The 15,902-nt window shown below is 40.6% G+C and carries 16 protein-coding genes, 1 tRNA gene and 2 pseudogenes; 7 read left to right on the top strand and 12 right to left on the bottom strand.

Translation table 11 applies throughout. The features are described 5' to 3' along the window. Positions 1–58: 58 nt before the first annotated feature. Complete coding sequence (locus tag ACFIJ8_RS08005; RefSeq protein WP_375639341.1) at positions 59–694, top strand: hypothetical protein; 636 nt, start codon at positions 59–61, stop codon at positions 692–694. A gap of 9 nt (positions 695–703) precedes the next feature. On the opposite strand, the gene ACFIJ8_RS08010 is transcribed toward ACFIJ8_RS08005, so the two are convergent. Continuing rightward, on the bottom strand, positions 704–1,426 hold the full coding sequence (locus ACFIJ8_RS08010) for a hypothetical protein (protein ID WP_375639363.1): 723 nt from the start codon (positions 1,424–1,426) through the stop codon (positions 704–706). A gap of 76 nt (positions 1,427–1,502) precedes the next feature. Here ACFIJ8_RS08010 and ACFIJ8_RS08015 point away from each other — a divergent pair. From ACFIJ8_RS08015 to ACFIJ8_RS08030, 4 genes and pseudogenes are all read left to right on the top strand, one after another. After that, positions 1,503–1,814 (top strand): annotated as a pseudogene (locus tag ACFIJ8_RS08015) (YqaJ viral recombinase family protein); the annotation flags it as partial. Between the two features lie 120 nt (positions 1,815–1,934). After that, positions 1,935–2,152 (top strand): annotated as a pseudogene (locus tag ACFIJ8_RS08020) (hypothetical protein). 8 nt (positions 2,153–2,160) lie between these two features. After that, positions 2,161–3,204, top strand: a complete 1,044-nt coding sequence (locus ACFIJ8_RS08025; protein ID WP_375639342.1) for a tyrosine-type recombinase/integrase — start codon at positions 2,161–2,163, stop codon at positions 3,202–3,204. A gap of 1,008 nt (positions 3,205–4,212) precedes the next feature. Then, positions 4,213–4,302 (top strand) — tRNA-Ser (locus ACFIJ8_RS08030). A gap of 101 nt (positions 4,303–4,403) precedes the next feature. On the opposite strand, the gene ACFIJ8_RS08035 is transcribed toward ACFIJ8_RS08030, so the two are convergent. Further along, positions 4,404–4,772 carry a helix-turn-helix domain-containing protein gene (locus tag ACFIJ8_RS08035; RefSeq protein ID WP_273787997.1) on the bottom strand — a complete coding sequence of 123 codons (369 nt, stop codon included), beginning with the start codon at positions 4,770–4,772 and terminating at the stop codon, positions 4,404–4,406. Between the two features lie 190 nt (positions 4,773–4,962). Here ACFIJ8_RS08035 and ACFIJ8_RS08040 point away from each other — a divergent pair, with 190 nt between their 5' ends. Then, entirely contained in the window at positions 4,963–5,244 is a 282-nt protein-coding gene (locus tag ACFIJ8_RS08040; RefSeq protein ID WP_015856349.1) for a type II toxin-antitoxin system RelB/DinJ family antitoxin, read from the top strand. Between the two features lie 7 nt (positions 5,245–5,251). Further along, positions 5,252–5,533, top strand: coding sequence for a type II toxin-antitoxin system YafQ family toxin (locus ACFIJ8_RS08045; RefSeq protein ID WP_273787998.1), 282 nt, complete (start codon positions 5,252–5,254; stop codon positions 5,531–5,533). 61 nt (positions 5,534–5,594) lie between these two features. On the opposite strand, the gene ACFIJ8_RS08050 is transcribed toward ACFIJ8_RS08045, so the two are convergent. From ACFIJ8_RS08050 to ACFIJ8_RS08095, 10 genes are all read right to left on the bottom strand, one after another. Continuing rightward, positions 5,595–5,813, bottom strand: coding sequence for a hypothetical protein (locus tag ACFIJ8_RS08050; protein ID WP_273787999.1), 219 nt, complete (start codon positions 5,811–5,813; stop codon positions 5,595–5,597). Positions 5,814–5,944: 131 nt separating this feature from the next. Continuing rightward, positions 5,945–6,172: a hypothetical protein gene (locus tag ACFIJ8_RS08055; RefSeq protein WP_273788001.1), complete on the bottom strand. Its 228-nt coding sequence runs from the start codon at positions 6,170–6,172 to the stop codon at positions 5,945–5,947. Beyond that, the gene (locus ACFIJ8_RS08060) at positions 6,169–6,834 is read right to left on the bottom strand and encodes a lysozyme (protein WP_375639343.1); all 666 of its coding nucleotides are present in this window, start codon (positions 6,832–6,834) and stop codon (positions 6,169–6,171) included. The genes ACFIJ8_RS08055 and ACFIJ8_RS08060 overlap by 4 nt, the downstream gene beginning before the upstream one ends. 13 nt (positions 6,835–6,847) lie before the next feature. After that, entirely contained in the window at positions 6,848–8,536 is a 1,689-nt protein-coding gene (locus ACFIJ8_RS08065) for a hypothetical protein (protein ID WP_375639364.1), read from the bottom strand. A gap of 6 nt (positions 8,537–8,542) precedes the next feature. Further along, positions 8,543–8,806, bottom strand: a complete 264-nt coding sequence (locus ACFIJ8_RS08070) for a hypothetical protein (protein ID WP_273788004.1) — start codon at positions 8,804–8,806, stop codon at positions 8,543–8,545. A 9-nt stretch (positions 8,807–8,815) separates the two neighbouring features. Then, on the bottom strand, positions 8,816–9,796 hold the full coding sequence (locus ACFIJ8_RS08075) for a phage tail protein (protein ID WP_273788005.1): 981 nt from the start codon (positions 9,794–9,796) through the stop codon (positions 8,816–8,818). Next, a complete protein-coding gene (locus ACFIJ8_RS08080; RefSeq protein ID WP_375639344.1) occupies positions 9,789–10,781 on the bottom strand; it encodes a transglycosylase SLT domain-containing protein in 993 nt (330 codons plus the stop codon). Before ACFIJ8_RS08080 ends, ACFIJ8_RS08075 begins: the two co-directional genes overlap by 8 nt. Beyond that, entirely contained in the window at positions 10,781–12,985 is a 2,205-nt protein-coding gene (locus ACFIJ8_RS08085) for a hypothetical protein (protein ID WP_375639345.1), read from the bottom strand. The genes ACFIJ8_RS08080 and ACFIJ8_RS08085 overlap by 1 nt, the downstream gene beginning before the upstream one ends. Further along, positions 12,978–14,846 (bottom strand): hypothetical protein, encoded by a 1,869-nt coding sequence (locus ACFIJ8_RS08090; protein WP_375639346.1) that lies wholly within the window; start codon positions 14,844–14,846, stop codon positions 12,978–12,980. Before ACFIJ8_RS08090 ends, ACFIJ8_RS08085 begins: the two co-directional genes overlap by 8 nt. Then, positions 14,846–15,901, bottom strand: coding sequence for a tail fiber domain-containing protein (locus ACFIJ8_RS08095; protein ID WP_273788009.1), 1,056 nt, complete (start codon positions 15,899–15,901; stop codon positions 14,846–14,848). Before ACFIJ8_RS08095 ends, ACFIJ8_RS08090 begins: the two co-directional genes overlap by 1 nt. Between the last annotated feature and the right edge of the window lies 1 nt (position 15,902).

Here is a 15,902-nt window from a genome sequence, read left to right on the forward strand (position 1 = left end):
AAATGTGTTTTATAGAAGTGTTTTTTCCCAAAAGCGGGAAGGAAAAGGCGTGTAAAATATGTCAATAATATCTGGGTTTATTTCTTTTATCATCAGTACGGCCTCAGCAAGCTTTGTTTTTTATAAAAACTACAAAGAACAAAAAGAAAAACGTTTAGGACAAAAGTTGCAAAGCTATAGTGTACGTAAAATTTTTGCGCAAACGTCTCCAAAGACTCTTCAAGAAGTTAAAGTTCGCCTAGAATTAATCATCCACAATCCAACAAAACAAATCATCAAGATAAATCACATCAAAATACCCGAAGATCACCCGTTTAAATTTACTAAAGCACTTTATCCAGATCCTACCGAAGGTATCTCAGACTCTAAGAAATTGAAGAATGCAACAAAAATCGCCTTAAAAACTCCAAAGCACATTGATTTAATAGACCCAAAACTAAAGCCTGAGTATACAGGTTTTTTTGATCTTTTTAGTATAAAACATGAGAGTAAATTGACTTTGTGGTTTGATATATTCCCTGAAGAACCACGCTTAACAAAACCTATAATCATTGTAGTTGAACACACCTCATGTAATGATCCAGAGGAAAAGGTTGAGACTACGTTTTGTCTTGGTTTTTTCCGGTGGACAGATAAACAGAACGACATTTTTTGGAATAAATTCTTCAAAAAAAGAGAAACACCTTATGAATAGTTCTAACAACTAAAGCCATATTCTGTACTCCCAATAATAACGGAGTCGCTCCCATATTCTACGGTGCCAAGGTAGAGATGCCATGTATTGTTGTGGTGTTAACATAGACAATTTATAAGTCGTATTAGAAATGTACTTAAAGTTTGGAACTAGGTCATCACCACGTAATCTGCCGTCACCAAAAACAGCCCCTAAACCACTAATCCAACAATTACCTTCATGACTGAGATTTTCTTCACTCTCTACCCAACCACCTAAATCACCTTTCTTTACTTTGCCAAAGCTTCTCAATGCTCGTATTCGGTGTACCTTGAAAGGACCAAGATCAACTGTATCATCTGTAAGTTCGTATTTCTTTTTACTACTATTAACTAAATCACAACCACTAATAGAACCTGTATCAATCCATGCATCACCACACACACGGGCATTTTCACAAATTATTGCTGTACCGTATACATGTGCATTACCAAAAACTTTAGCATCAAAATAAACAATGGCATTGCCATAAACATGAGCGTTATCATAAACGTTGGCATTACCATAAACCTTTGCATCGTCCCCAACCCAACAGTCTCCCTCATGACTTAGATTGTCTTCTTTTTCTATAAAACCGCCTAGGTCACCTTTTTTAACATTTCTAAAGTCTCGTAATGCTCTAATACGGTGAAGAGTTCTTCCATCAAACTCAATTGTTTCATCTGTGAGTTCATACTTCTTTTTAACTGTCATCTTATTCACACCTCACTTACCCTTCTTCTTACTCTTCTTATTCTTATGAGGCGGCGCTTTTACTACTTCATCACGGCTTATTGGAGAAGACGGTTTAATCGAAGTCAAATGCCCGAGATCAGTAACACATATGCGCTTTTGTATAGATGATGAAATCAAACCAGAATATCACGCACAAATGCAATTCCAAATGGCTTGTACAGGACGAAAGTGGTGTGATTTCGTAAGCTATGACCCACGTTTTGCGAGGGAATCCTTTCACTTGCGCATGAAAGTCAAGCGTGTTCTCCGTGATGATCAACAAATTGAACAGATCAATCAAGCCGTTGAAGCCTTTTTAGCAGAGATAGAACGAGAGATAAAACAACTCTCAACAAAAGCTGCTTAACCTTATGGGGGTGTTTTGTTCCCCGCATATCTACGAGCACCCCCACCCTTCCTAACAACTTTCAACACAAGCGTGATTCACGCCACACGTGAATTGCATCTCAATGTAAGGAGAAAAGATATGGCGCCTCGTCCAGCTGCTATAACGCAACCAGCCATTGCTCGCGCTTTAAGAGAAGCTAAAAACAAGGATGTGAACTCGTAGAAATCAAACCTACAGGTGAACTGCTTATCTATCTCAAATCCGATATCCCAATACCAAATTCAGTTAACCACCCAGACAAACTTTTAGATTTGTCAAAGAATGAATATTACGAAACCGCGCTTTCTAAGATCTAAAATTGCTTATGCCAAAACCACGCCCCCCTCATCTTGTCAAAGAAGTCACACGCCATGGTAAAATTATATGGTATGTACGTATTGGTCATGGACCACGTATTAGAATACGCGGTACCTATGGAACGCAAGAGTTTGTCGACAACTACAAAAGCGCACTTGCCGAGTTACAAGGGCTTATACTTCCTAAATCAAAAACTGGTAAACTTGTTGAATGGTCATTTGCATGGCTACTTAAACAATACTTTAACAGCTCCAATTGGCATAGCCTTTCTAAAGTCACCCAAAAACAAAAAGAACTCATCCTTATGAAGGTATATGATACCATAGGAAATATTCCATACCAAGCAATTGAAAAGAAACATATCATAGCCGGTGTTGAACGGCGTAAAGAAACACCAGCAATGGCTAGAAACTTCCTGAAAGCCCTTAATGGACTTTTTAATTGGGCAATTGATCAAGGTCTTTTGGAAAATAACCCAGCTTTAGGAATAAAAAGACCACCCCTCAAAAACAAAGAGGGATTTCCTGTTTGGACAGAAGAAGATGTTGAGAAATATTATCAAAGATGGTCCCATGGTACCCATGAACGCGTTTGGATTGATGTTCTTCTGTATACGGGCTTGCGTCGTGGTGATGCGGTACGCATTGGCTGGAAAGATGCCAAAGATAATATCATTCACCTCAAAACAGAAAAAAGTAAATTTCAAACAGATGTTTTTCTTCCTATTTTACCGGAACTAGCAAAAACACTTGAAATTGGTCCTATTGGAGAAAAAACATTTATCTGTAGTAAAATGAATCAAAAATTCACCAAAGAAAGCTTTGGGAATGCATTTAGAGACGCTTGTAATGCGGCTGGAATTAAAAAATCGGCGCATGGATTAAGAAAATTAGCAGCAACACGCGCAGCTAACTCTGGTGCAACAGTATCACAACTCAAAGCAATTTTTGGCTGGACAGAAGATCAAATGGCATCTCTTTATACAAAGAGCGCAGATCGTAAAAGACTAGCTCTTGAAGCTATAAAAAAGCTTCAAAAAGATGAGGGATAGAGGCAAAAAAACTCAATAGAATCAAGATTCACCTATTCCCTCATATTAGACATAACTATTTTATTTTACTTGCTTTTTATTTTCTCTCATCGCCCACCATTTTATTTTGTAAATAAGTTTTTTATTTTACACATACTTATGAATGAATCGGCTTTTAAAAGCTTGTCTGTTAAAGTTTATGCTTTCTGCCTCTGCATAATTTAGCGTTTTTAAGTTCTATTCTTGAAAAACTATGCAATACCTTAGCAAGCTATCTATTGATCTAAGCGTATTGTTCAATAATCTTTTCTTCTATTCCAACTAACTTTTTGCTTCTCCCACAAAAAAAGCATTATAAATATACCTAATTTCCAGTCATATCTGGAAGAGATTTTAAACTATCGATGCAAATCTTACATAAAATTTTTTCAAATAGTGCAAACCAGCCATTCCCTCCAAGCAGCCCTTTAGACGCACTAAATATCTAAATATTTTTATTTAGAAAATTAAAATCTTTTAAAGAGCTTTCTTATCGAATTATGCTTATTTAAACTCAATAAAAACTTTCCTTGAATATATTATGTCATTCTTACAAATTTATCTCTCATAAACTGTCAAAACAATAACATTTTTTTTCGCAGATATGAACGATTTGAATAGAATAAATATCTGGAAAGATAAAATAATTCAAAAATACACGCCCGCAAAGAATTTAATATAATTTATCAAATATTTTCAACTGAACATTTCTTATTATTACGAATATCGGTCGTTAAAACTTAAAAAAATATTGCTTTGTAAAAAATTTTTAAACAGAAAAAAGAAATGATAAATATCATATTTACTTTTCATTTTTTCAGAAAAAACGATCATGTTTAAAAATGAAACTGTTAGATAACACACTCAAAGAATTAACTTATGAAGAATTATTTTAATTGAAATTTAAATAATTTTACAAAGAACGCTTTAAAATGCGTATTAAAATGATTGACCTTTTGCAAGAAATTTGTCAAAAAGCATATCCAGTTTGGAGGGGTGGCCGAGCGGTTTAAGGCACCGGTCTTGAAAACCGGCGTGCAGGAGACTGTACCGTGGGTTCGAATCCCACCCCCTCCGCCACAGCACTTTTATGGTGCTATAGCTTATTGATTTCATGTGTGTTTTTTCAAGGTGCGGGATTCGTAAAGAAAGGTTCGGGAATAGGATTCTCGAACATGCTTCTACGAAGCGCATGCTTGTTTGCTAACTTTCTCTAATAATTTTTTAAATTCTGCTAAATCCTGTTGTGAAAGATTATGTAAATTTCTAACAAACATGCCAACAATTTCACGACTCAACGGATTAGAAGGCTTTATAGTGAAGCTTTTACGACAAGCATCCGATTCTCTTCTCAAAATTTCTGCTACCTCTTGATCTAAAGTGTAGAGTTCAATTATCTTTTCCTCTAATCCTACAGGAACAGATCTTTTGCCAATTTCTACAGATGATAAAAATGCTACAGATATATCTAATTTTTTAGCCATATCTAAAAGGCGTTCTGAATGATCAATGCGAAGTTTGCGTAAGGTTTTACCAAATGGTGTTGGCATCTAAAAAATCCTATTAAAAAAGAAGCTCTCTCGTGATTCTAGCAGAAATTCTCAGGTTTTGGTTAGCTCCTTTTAAAAATTGACTTCCTACCCTCCTTAATACACAAGGTTGTATAGCATGACGGATAAATCTCTTGACATAGGTTTGAAATGTAGTACATTGTAGTACAATTAAGTAGGAGGTTTAGTAATGGGAAAAATTCAAGCCCGCATACCTGATGAAGTTCAAGAAATTGCAAGTGCAGTTATTAAGTCTACGGGTTTAACTATATCGGATGCAGTGCGCATGTTTATGACCCGCATTGCTAGAGATAGAGCATTACCACTTGATCTATTCCAACCAAATCCGGAAACATTACAAGCTATCGAGGATGCCGAAATGGGACGCGTCGAACGTACATCATTAGACGGCTTAAGGACCATGATACGCTCAGATAGAACCGAAGCACGTAAATCTGAAAAGCAAACCTAAGCTTGCTATGCGGGAAATTGTCTATACGCGTTCATTCCGCCGTGACCTTAAACGTGAAAGCAAAGGTAAATATGCTAATGCACTAGAGGAGGATTTGCTGCTTGTGGTCAAAGCGTTAGCGGAGAATGAACCGCTAAAGGCGCATTGGAGAGATCATGCACTAACAGGTCAGTGGCGCAATTGTCGTGATTGTCACATAAAGCCGGATTTAGTTTTGATCTATCGAAAGCCAGATGCCAAAACACTAGAGCTTTTACGACTTGGTTCCCATTCTGAACTGCGTTTATAATTGGATCTCCAATTCATAGTAATAAAGAATTTTACGAAATTTTTTCTTTTATGACAGTTGTTCAGTTCTTTGAGAACCACTGCTTTAAATGTGCAATGACATTATCTAGCGCATCCATGAGGCGTGCAAAATCAAGGATCAACAAAAAGATAAAAAACGCTATCCATTTCATAAAGCGAGACATCATTTTCACACTTTGGTAGGTAAGTATCATTTCTTGAAGCATTTCTTTTTCTGCTTCTGTAAGCTCTATATCGTCTTGTGTTTTTTTTCTAGCCATGTTTCCACCCACACAAGCGTTGACCCTGCTCGTTATGCTTTAAGATCTCTCTTGCTAAGTTTGAGCTAATGGTGTTCAGATCTTGCCGGCTTAAATAAATAGGTAACCAACCAACACAAGAAGAAACATATTTATTTGTCGCGCAACCAGTGAGAGAGAGCAGCACGCACATCAGCATCACTTTTTTGATTAACTTCACTTTCCACCTCAAGCCGTGTTGTGGCTGCTTTTAAAGCTTTTTCTGTTTGCTTTTGTTGCTCTACTTTTTTCCCAAGAGTAAAAGCTTTTGCTAAGGCAATAAAAAAAGCGGCTAAAGCCGCACCTGTTACCATCAAGTTTCTTTTCATCCATAAGATCATAGGCGGTGCTCCTGAAAGCGTTTAGCAACAAAGAAAATGCCAGTACATGCCGCTAAAACCATAATGGCGGCTAAAGCCCATTGGATTGGTCCATTGCCCGCTAAAAACCCACCAAGACCTGAGAAAGAACCAATAATCGGTGCCAATGCTTCTGCTTTGAGAAACCCTGTTGGTTGTTTCGTTTCTACTGTTTGATAATTAGAAGAAACATAAGCCCCTTTCGCCCATAGCCCTGCCTCTGCTACACGCCGGTGTACGAGACCTTGTAAACGTTTGCCTCCTGCTTTGGTCCATTTCTGCAATTCGGTTGGTACTGCTTCATAATCCCCCCGATTAAGCCTTTTAAGCAATGTAGAGTTTTGGAAAGCTGCAATACCTACATTATAACAAAAGGAAACAAGAGCGCCGAACTGCTCGTCGCTTAAATTCACACAAACTGCTTTTTCTACCGCTCTCTCATATTGCTGCAAATCTGCTAAAAGCATGGTTTCGGCTTTTTTTTCCGTAATCACCATACCTTCAACAACTGTTGGTTTCCCGGCTTTTTTCGTATGACCATAACCAATCGTCCACACGCCAGAAGTATCTTGATAAGCCTGCAAGCGCAAACCTTCCCACTTTTTTAAACAGTATAAACAGTCTTTACTTATTTTCCGTGCCATTGTTCAATTCACCTTATAAATATACCTTTATGAGTACTGCTCCGTCACCACCGTCGCCGCCAATTTTGTCGCCTCCGGATTTCCCATCGAAATATCCCCCGCCGCCGCCGCCAGCTCCATTGCCGCCACGACCACCTCTACCACCTTTGTAACTCTCACCGCCCTGCCCCATGATAGAACCCTTACATTTACCGCCACCACCGCCGCCGCCGCCAAGAAAAGAACTTCCACCAGTACCAGCTCTCTTGCCGTCTATTCCACTCCCTCCACCATTACCACCAGAAAAAATAAAGCTTTCACCACTGCTGCCCTCCCTGTTTCCTCCTCCATCCCCGCCTTTCCCTCCAAAGTTAACATAAATCATGGAAACGGAATATCCTCCTTCTGCAGTAACAAGCCCTTTGATAATTGTTTTACCACCATTGCATAAAATGTTACTGTCATTGCCTTTACCACCACGACCAATGTAAGCTGTTTTTAATTTATCTAAATCAGAACCTTTCATTTTAACATGCACGCATTGACCGCCGCCGCCGCCGCCATCTTTAACGCCACCACCTCCACCGCCCCAAGCCCATACTTCGATATCGGTGTCAGCAGTAATACCATCAGGCAATGGAATATCTCCGCTTTCTGTCATCAGAATTTCAACAGGTTTTCTAACCCCGCCACCATTGTTGCCGCTACCAGCGCCGCTGCTATTGCTACTATTTGCTTTGATTGAAGCCATCAGTTTGGCTGGTGAGATAAGTGCATCCACTGTCTTTGTGCCATCAATCCAGTCTTTTTTTGCAAGAGGTTGAATGAGATCAACTTTTTTCTGTACACTATCCGCTGTTTCTTGTGCGACACTTGCCACAGCTTGTGCCCTGTCTCCTGTTTTTTGTGCGGACTCAGCTATTGTTTGTGCAAAATCCGCTGTATTGAATGCAGCACTCCCTATACTCCTTGCCTCACTTGCTGCATAAAGCCCTTGTTGTGCACTTTCTTGTGCGTGCTGTGCCACATCTTCAATTTTATCAATTTTTGCAACCTGTGCACGTTCTTGAGGGGTTAAAATAAGATGCGTATTCCCCTCTTTCATATTCTCCATATCAAAGGCATCTTTTTCTATTTTATCTGGATCATAAACTGATTTTGACATACCAACAGACTTTGAGCCTACAAAATAACGAATGGTATTTTTGAGATCTACTGGAGATATGGGATAATAAACACCTTCATCTCCCCTCCGCCATTTTTCCATCGTTGGCTGCGTAGAACTCAACCATCGTAGCTTTGATCTTTCCTCTGTGGTTAAGATCTTTTTGGTAGGACCCTCGTGCATATTTTCCATAGAAAATGCATTTGACCCCACATTGTCGGGGTCATATGTAGCAGCCTTCATATCGCCAATCCCTAAAGGCGATATTTTTACCCAGCCAGCGCCTGATAAAATCGCATTCTCACGGGCTTCACCACTTGCTTTAATATCGTGAATTGTGACCTTATCTTTGTAAGCAAGAGCTCCAATATCTCTCTTTGCAACAGCATCATCAGCCTTTTTTCCTTGAGCAGCAGTTGCAAAATACTCTACCTCATAAGCTGCTGCACTCCCCACTGAAACGGGTGCAAGAGCCTTACTATCTAAAACACCTTCTTTAACTTCTTTCTTTGTTGCTGGTTCAAGCTTAAATATATGCGTATGATAGGGTAATGGCATCACGTTTCATTCCTTAGTAAGTTTGTTTTTGAGGTTGTGGGGGATGAGAGACTGTAATTCATCAATAAGTTTTTGCATGATCTCTATGCGTTTATCTGTTGCTTCTTGATATTGTGCCAAAGCGCTTAAAAGATCATGCTGTATATCGTTTTTGACAAGATCAAGCACCTTATTCAATGGCGCATGAACCATTCTATTGCTTGCATAAAAAAGGACGCGGATTTGCTCCGCGTCCGCAATATCATCAATAGCAGACGGATTATTGATCATCTGAAAACCTTATGATTTTATGGCATAAACAACCGTAGCATTAACAGGGCGCGTTTCTGCCTCGCCCGTTGAAGAAAGTGTTATCTTGTGCGTGTGCATTCCAGCAGGTTCTGTTATCCCTGTAAGGGTTTGATAGTGATAACTGGGGTTCCTTCTGCCAATATCATTGGCGCTCCATCCAACTCCAGCATACTGAAAATTGTGTGCGTGCTGCCCCGCCGATTCAACGCTACAAGCATGTGTGTGCGATTTAAGGCAATCTTGCTGTATATCAGCAAATTTTCTACTTCTGTCTAAACCGCGACCATTATCAAAGCCGCGCAAAAACATTCCTCTAAAGTCTGGAACTTTAAAGGTTGTATCGCTGTTTTTTCCCCATTTATCCCCTATCGCCTTGAATAATTGCGGATAATCCTTGCGTTCATAAGTAGCGCCATCACATAAAAGCCAGCCGTTTGGGACTTCTTGCATAGCAAAGGTCGCAATAAACCCTGAAGGAAAGGTTTCGACCTTCGGTGGTGGAATGGGGGTAGGGTTTAAAAGATACCAGCCATCAAGACCTTTTGTTGATATACCATCATTATAGACTATTTCATAAATACCACCCATTTGTAACTCACCACCTGTCAATGGTACTATTCCCGTGCTGGTGGCTTTATAGAGTGGCTTTGTTCCTATATTATTCATGTTTATTGTTGTCGTACCAATATTTATACCACGCGCCTTAAAGCGGATAATGATATCGTTTTTATATTTTGCTATCGGCGACACCGTCGTCAACGTAATTGATGTTGTTTGTTCCTTTCCATTCACAATAAACTTTGAGTCAAGAGAACCACCATTATCGGCAAGATATTCACGTATACGCTGCATCATGACCCGCGCACTATCATTAACAGAACTAGGCGGCTGCCCTTCTGCCCAATTAATGATACTATCGGAATTGGCATTTTGATCAGCTGTGAGTGACCAGTCATAAATATCAGACATGATAAGCCCCCGTTCTTCTTAATAGCTCTTCGCGCAATTGCTCTTCTTTTTGCCGCCCATAGGAACCAACAGATTGCCGCCTAGAGGGATCAATAAGAGCTGTTAAATCTGTCGGGCGCCCAGTCGATTGTGAGAAACCCGCCATGACTGGTTGCTGCAACATTTGTTGTTGTACCATCTGTGCCTGCTGTTTTTGTCTTTCTCCATTCTCTCTCATTAAATGAAGCAAACCGGAAAAGCCCTTTTTAAGAGCACCTGCATCAATACCTTGCCCTTGCAATGGTGTGGTTTCTATAACCTGTCCTGTTAAATTGTCTCTGCTTTCAGGTGCCATCATTCTGTTTGGGAATGGCGTGTCATATGCCATTAATTGGTTGCCCCCTTGATCACCTTTACCCACCTGATTACCTTGAATTGTCTTTTGAAACCTCTCAACCCCACGCAAAGGACCCACCTCGTTTGGTACTACTTGTCCATTGCTTTGGTTTTGCTGTATCGTTCTCTTCAAAGCATCTCCCGTTTTATTGTAAAGCCCATAAATATGATTCATAAAATCCCCTGCTGTAGCTTCCATGTTGCCACCATTGAGTGTGACTGCCTGTCGACCTAAAAGCTGGCTTGCTGGAATATGTGGATTTTTGATAAGCTTTACTGCCCCTGCTGGTCCTTGTTGGTGTGCGAGGTAAAGCTCTGCCTCTGATGGCTCTCTGCCTAATGCTGTGGCTAAATAACGTGTATTATCCTTCGTTAACCGCGCCATAGCATCGGTTGCTTGAAAGGGATCAAACTTATTATTCAGTTGATACTGTTTTGCTGTTGAATCGAGAAATTGATACAGCCCCCCTGCACTGCTGTTCTTATTTCTTGCATTTGGATTACCATTACTTTCTATCATAGCAACACGTTCAAGAAAGCTTTCTGGCAAACCATATTTTTGTGCTGCCTGTGAGATAGCACGCTTCACTTTCGGATGAAAATTGATCATTAGTTTATAACCGTTCTATCAACGCTGCTATTCAAAATAATGCCAACAAAATTAATGAATTTCGTATAATTTTCTCGTGTTATTAAGCGTTTCTTTTCTGCTTCATGAAACTTCTTAATTAATTCAACGGCTTTTTCTCTTGCTAATCCAAAATCTCCTTTTTCCCGCGCTGTTATAAGCGCTGCAATATCTCTCTCAGTATCTTTATGGACGCTTGAGAATTTGCGTCCAAATTCTCTTGCGAAATTTTTTACAACTGCCTTGATGAAAGCAATCTTTCCTATACCCATAGTCTGTTGTGCCCCCCTCTCTTCCACTTCACCTATATGGTTTGGCAATCGTGCAAAAAGCTTTGTTCTTTCCACTTCTGGTCGCAACATTTTCATAAGCTGTTTTGCTTTATCCTCACCATAACTCCGCTGCAATTTTTCTTGACCATTTTTTGTGTCAAACAAACTCAAAAGACTGTGTTCAAAATTCTGTGCATTGCCTGCCGCAGTTTCTATTTGTGACCGCATCCCTTTTTGAAAAGCCTCTTTTTCCATCAACCCCAAATCTGAAAGTTGACTGTTGATTGTATCAAGATCAACACTCTTATTCAGTGCTTTTTTTCCTTGCTCCAAAGCATTACCGATAGTACGCTCGTCATAATAAATTTTCCGTGCTTTAGCATAATCTGGAGATGATGTATCCAAAACGTCCAGAATGCGTTGTTTGAAATCAGTCAAATCTCGAGCATATCCCCATTTTCCTTTGATGCGCGCAGAATTAATTTGATCATCCAAAACCTCTTTCATCTTATGTAAAATTCGCATATTCAGCTTTGGATATCCATTGCTCCCTATAACTGTTGCATCCGCTTCATTTGGCATTCGCGCAATTGCTTTTTTGTATGCTTTTTGGAAGGCAGGAGTTTCTTGCAACCGCGATAAATCTTTACTGACAGCATTAGAAATAGGAGAAGCTTTCGCCCTCTCATAAAATGGTTCAGCCTTGTTCTGTGCTTGTTTGATAATCTCTTGCTTTAAATTAAGCGTATCTACTTTTGGACCCATCACATCTGTCAACGCATCCTTTACCCGCAGTGCACTCGCATCTTGCCTTTCATTCAAACGATTACTTATGAGCGAATATGTATCATGGTCTTTTTTTGCTGCCTTAAAAGCTCTTGTAGCAAGCCCATCATGAAGATCAATAATCATTGAATCAGGACCTCGCTGTTTTAATGCCCTTTCAAGCTTATCAACACCTTCATCCCCTAAAGTTTGGCTTACATCCCTAAGCGCTCTATCGCTTATCTGAAATGCTTCTTTTTCTGGCATTAGCGCTGCTTTTGCTGCCATTTCAGCTGGGCTTATAGGTCCTCTCAATGCTGCTTTAAGTGATTTTGTCACAAAAGGTGTCACTTTTGATACGCCACTGGCAACAAATGGTGTTGCAACGCCTAGCCCTGCACCTAACCCAGCAGACATTAGAGTATCTGCAAGCCCTTCTCCCTCACCACTGCCTGCTATTCCACCATAAATGGCTCCAGTTTTTGCTGCACGCCCCAAGCTAAATTTTGCCGCCTCTTTACTTGCTACTGCTTTCATTGCTGCTTCACCTGCAGCTTTTGCCGCTGCCCGTTCCGCACCCTCTGCTAAAGCAGATTGCACTGCCCTTTCTCCTGCTGCTAAAGCTTTACTGGTTATTTGTGCTCCTGCAACACCAGCTCTACCTCCCAGCACAACATCAGCCCCAATTGCCGCACGAGCAGCAGCAGTAGCCCCTGCCGCGGGTGGAAAGAGGGCAGAAGCAATTACGGGTGCCGCAGCACCCGTTAAATTCCCCGCAAGAGATAGATAAAAATGATCTCGGTTCGCCGCTCTTTGATAGTCACGCCATCGCTTTGTTACTTCATTATATTTTTTGACTGCCTCTTTATCTCCCATCCAATAATCCCAAGGTCCTGCTTCTAATATTCCAGCTATTTCATCATCATACCCCATGGTTAACCCATGAAGAGCACCCCATCCAAAAGCACCCGCTGCACTCGGATGTGGACTATCTTCTTCTGTTGCACCATTATTTCCTGTAACAGAACCACTTAGCCTTTCCTTATTCTTCGCGAAAAGCTCTTGAAGCTGTTCTGGTGTATAGTCACTTATATGCCCAATGACTCTTGTGTTTTTACGATTAATAAGAGGAGGGATTACTTCAGCCATTGGTTTGTTTCTCCTTAATGCGTCCATCTCTATCAACGAACAGCATGCCTTCCGGCAATGCTTCTATCTGTTTTTCTAGTGGATCATTTGACTGTGCATGATTTCCCTTATTTCCCTTATAAGCATCTTCCCCATAGGCGGCTCGAACGAGCTCGCTTGTTGCTTCTGCACCACCAAAAAGAATTGCGCGCGTTGCTGCATTGGATTTGTTGAAAGTGTCAATAACTGTTTTTAACGACTTCTTCATTTGCTCTGCAGAAAGATCTTGATACAGTGCCGCTACAGAATTTTGCAATGCTTGCAATTCCATATTAGACAAATTCCCAAAGCCAGATGCACCACTTGGTGAAAATGCTTTTGCTTTTCTCAAGGCATCAAGCCCGATACTCGCCTTTAATGAATCAAGCATATGCATAAAATCTTTTGCCTTAGAATTAGGAAGGAACGACATTATAGAACCCGTGAAACCAACAACATGCGGATTTTCCTCAACAATCTTTAGCAATTCTTTAGATGCCGAGAGTATACGATTGGACATCTCCGCCGACTCCAAAATTTTCATTTGCATTTGTTGGTTTTTACGCTCCTCCTCCTTCTGTTCTTGAATTAATTTATGTTCTGCACCACTGCCTGCAATCGGCATCGCACGTACGCCACCAAGTGCTTTTTTATCCTTAATATACATATAACCTGCTTCAGGCTTTGACAGCATGTTATCAGTATTCCCCCCTAATCCAGAAGCAGTGGAACGCTGTCCTCCTTGGACAGGTATAATTTTCCCTGTGCTTGTTGAGACTTGGAAAGTCATATCCTCAGGCAATCCCTGCTCTGCCTTTTCTTCTGATGTCAATGTTCTATAGCCTTCTTGAGGGCTTAACGTGTTGCCTATAACTTTCATGGCAAGATCTGGATATTGCACAAGGGCTTGTGCGTCTTTATCACTATATCCTTTAGAGCGTAAAAACTCAAAAATTGGTCTATTTTGAGCACGTACATTATTGCCCTGCCGCATAACAAGCGCCGCATTTGAAAAACTTTCTTGCGGTGTTTTTCCTGATGCAAGCCCCGCAAAAAAATCCATTAAATGCTCGGAAAATTCTGATTTTCTAAAACGCTCCCATAAACTACTTGGATTTGCATCTTTATGAATAAAGTTTCCAACTGCGTTTACATAATCGGTTGCCTGTTCGGGCTTAGCACTTGCTTTTAAATGCTCCTCTTCTGGTAAGTGTGCATTCAAATGTTTTTCTTCTCCTATAGGTGCATCAAAAAGTTTTTCCTCATCATTTCCAGAATCGTTTTTCAAAGAGTTTTCCGCTATAGATTTCTCATTAAGTTGAGCAATATAATCCATCACATTTTTCTGCTGTCGCCCAGCTTCATCCCCACTAGACTGATCAATGTTCGCAACAAGTGGAGATTGAGGAATCATTGATGCAACACCTCCCTGCTCTGAGACGTCATGCTTTTGTTGCTCTGGCGCCTCTTGTATCTTAACAGTATCCTTTGAAACATCCGGTAATGGAGGCATTTGGCGCTTTAAATCATCCGTAGACATAATCAATTCTGCTGGCGTTTTTTTCCCAACTTCTCCTCCTCCTGCTTGAGAACCACGAATAAGCTCTGTAGGACTCAATTTTTGTGGAGTATTATCCCCATTTCTCGCATCAAAAGGGTTTGTGCTAAAAGCAGCACGTTCTAAAAAACTTGGCTTGTATCGCCCTTCCAACGGCGTGCTTGGAGGCGTAGAAAGCTGTTCGAACAAATGCTTTGGCAATTGAGGTATGACCTGATACATCAAGGGACGCAAAAATTTTGGATCAAACAACTTTAAAAGAGAATTTGTGTTTTCTTGTTCCATCACTGCACCCTTTCCATCTCAAAGCCAAGCTTGCCATAATCCACATGCAAAAAGCCTGTCGCCTTATGCAAGAAAACAGCTTCAGGTTTTGACTTCAAAACATCCTGCGCCATCACCCCACGATAGCGCTCTGGATAGCCCTTGTAATTATACTCATAGAGTTTGTGTCCATCTCGCTGCCCAACTTGCACGATATTTTCTTTCGCTCTGATGTCGCTAAGCCCAGCAAAAGTACCAAGGATAGTTCCAACATTTCCAACAATCTCCCACGGATTAGGTTTTGGCTGTGGAGTCAATGTCGTCATTTGTCCTGTGCGCGTTCCATAATTTCCAGCAACAGCCCCACCAGCTGCGAGCAACTTACTTAACTGGTCCCAATCAAGATTGTTCTGCTGCTCCCATTTTTGCCGCTCTTCATCCAATTGCCGTTGATGATTGGCATCAAGTACACTCCCTCCCGTCAACGCATTAAGATTTGCCTGACCTTGACCTTGAAAGAAGTTATTGGCGCCCGCCAACTGATTTTGATTTGCTTGGTCAATGAGACCATTGGCATTCATCATGTTGTTGACATCTTGGTTATATTGCTGTGATAAAGCTTGTGTTGCTATGCCCCCCAATTCGTTAGCAAGAACCCCAGTATGCGCCCCAGAACCATAACGCCCCGCACCTGCCAATGAACTATTAATAGAGCTTGTTGCCTTATTTAATGTGTTTTGAAGCGCTTCATCAAAGTAAGGGTTATTGCCTATTTGTTGCCCTGAAGCCATGTTCTTTAAGTTTTGGCTTGTTGAATTTTGCCCTGTGGCTAATCCATTTAAATAATTGTTATCATAGTTATGCGTATTATTGCTAAGCCCATTAATCGCATTCTTTGTTTGATCACTTAAACCCGCAACTCGCTGCCCGTCATAAACGGCTTTTCCGCTGCCTTGGTTATAAAAAGTCATGGCATCTTGAGCTGCGTGTTCAAAAATACCTTTTGCCCATGCAGGGGGTTCATTTGTTTGCGTCGTGTTTTGGGTATTCTGGATTGGTTTAGAACTTTTTCCCATA

The organism is Bartonella sp. MF74HXZ (assembly GCF_042194445.1).
GTDB lineage: Bacteria > Pseudomonadota > Alphaproteobacteria > Rhizobiales > Rhizobiaceae > Bartonella > Bartonella grahamii.

Bases quoted from the DNA above. Each gene is read 5' to 3' on its own strand.
- ACFIJ8_RS08005 (WP_375639341.1), top strand. From the start codon at position 59: ATGTCAATAATATCTGGGTTTATTTCTTTTATCATCAGTACGGCCTCA.
- ACFIJ8_RS08010 (WP_375639363.1), bottom strand. From the start codon at position 1,426: ATGACAGTTAAAAAGAAGTATGAACTCACAGATGAAACAATTGAGTTT.
- ACFIJ8_RS08025 (WP_375639342.1), top strand. From the start codon at position 2,161: ATGCCAAAACCACGCCCCCCTCATCTTGTCAAAGAAGTCACACGCCAT.
- ACFIJ8_RS08035 (WP_273787997.1), bottom strand. From the start codon at position 4,772: ATGCCAACACCATTTGGTAAAACCTTACGCAAACTTCGCATTGATCAT.
- ACFIJ8_RS08040 (WP_015856349.1), top strand. From the start codon at position 4,963: ATGGGAAAAATTCAAGCCCGCATACCTGATGAAGTTCAAGAAATTGCA.
- ACFIJ8_RS08045 (WP_273787998.1), top strand. From the start codon at position 5,252: ATGCGGGAAATTGTCTATACGCGTTCATTCCGCCGTGACCTTAAACGT.
- ACFIJ8_RS08050 (WP_273787999.1), bottom strand. From the start codon at position 5,813: ATGGCTAGAAAAAAAACACAAGACGATATAGAGCTTACAGAAGCAGAA.
- ACFIJ8_RS08055 (WP_273788001.1), bottom strand. From the start codon at position 6,172: ATGATCTTATGGATGAAAAGAAACTTGATGGTAACAGGTGCGGCTTTA.
- ACFIJ8_RS08060 (WP_375639343.1), bottom strand. From the start codon at position 6,834: ATGGCACGGAAAATAAGTAAAGACTGTTTATACTGTTTAAAAAAGTGG.
- ACFIJ8_RS08065 (WP_375639364.1), bottom strand. From the start codon at position 8,536: ATGCCATTACCCTATCATACGCATATATTTAAGCTTGAACCAGCAACA.
- ACFIJ8_RS08070 (WP_273788004.1), bottom strand. From the start codon at position 8,806: ATGATCAATAATCCGTCTGCTATTGATGATATTGCGGACGCGGAGCAA.
- ACFIJ8_RS08075 (WP_273788005.1), bottom strand. From the start codon at position 9,796: ATGTCTGATATTTATGACTGGTCACTCACAGCTGATCAAAATGCCAAT.
- ACFIJ8_RS08080 (WP_375639344.1), bottom strand. From the start codon at position 10,781: ATGATCAATTTTCATCCGAAAGTGAAGCGTGCTATCTCACAGGCAGCA.
- ACFIJ8_RS08085 (WP_375639345.1), bottom strand. From the start codon at position 12,985: ATGGCTGAAGTAATCCCTCCTCTTATTAATCGTAAAAACACAAGAGTC.
- ACFIJ8_RS08090 (WP_375639346.1), bottom strand. From the start codon at position 14,846: ATGGAACAAGAAAACACAAATTCTCTTTTAAAGTTGTTTGATCCAAAA.
- ACFIJ8_RS08095 (WP_273788009.1), bottom strand. From the start codon at position 15,901: ATGGGAAAAAGTTCTAAACCAATCCAGAATACCCAAAACACGACGCAA.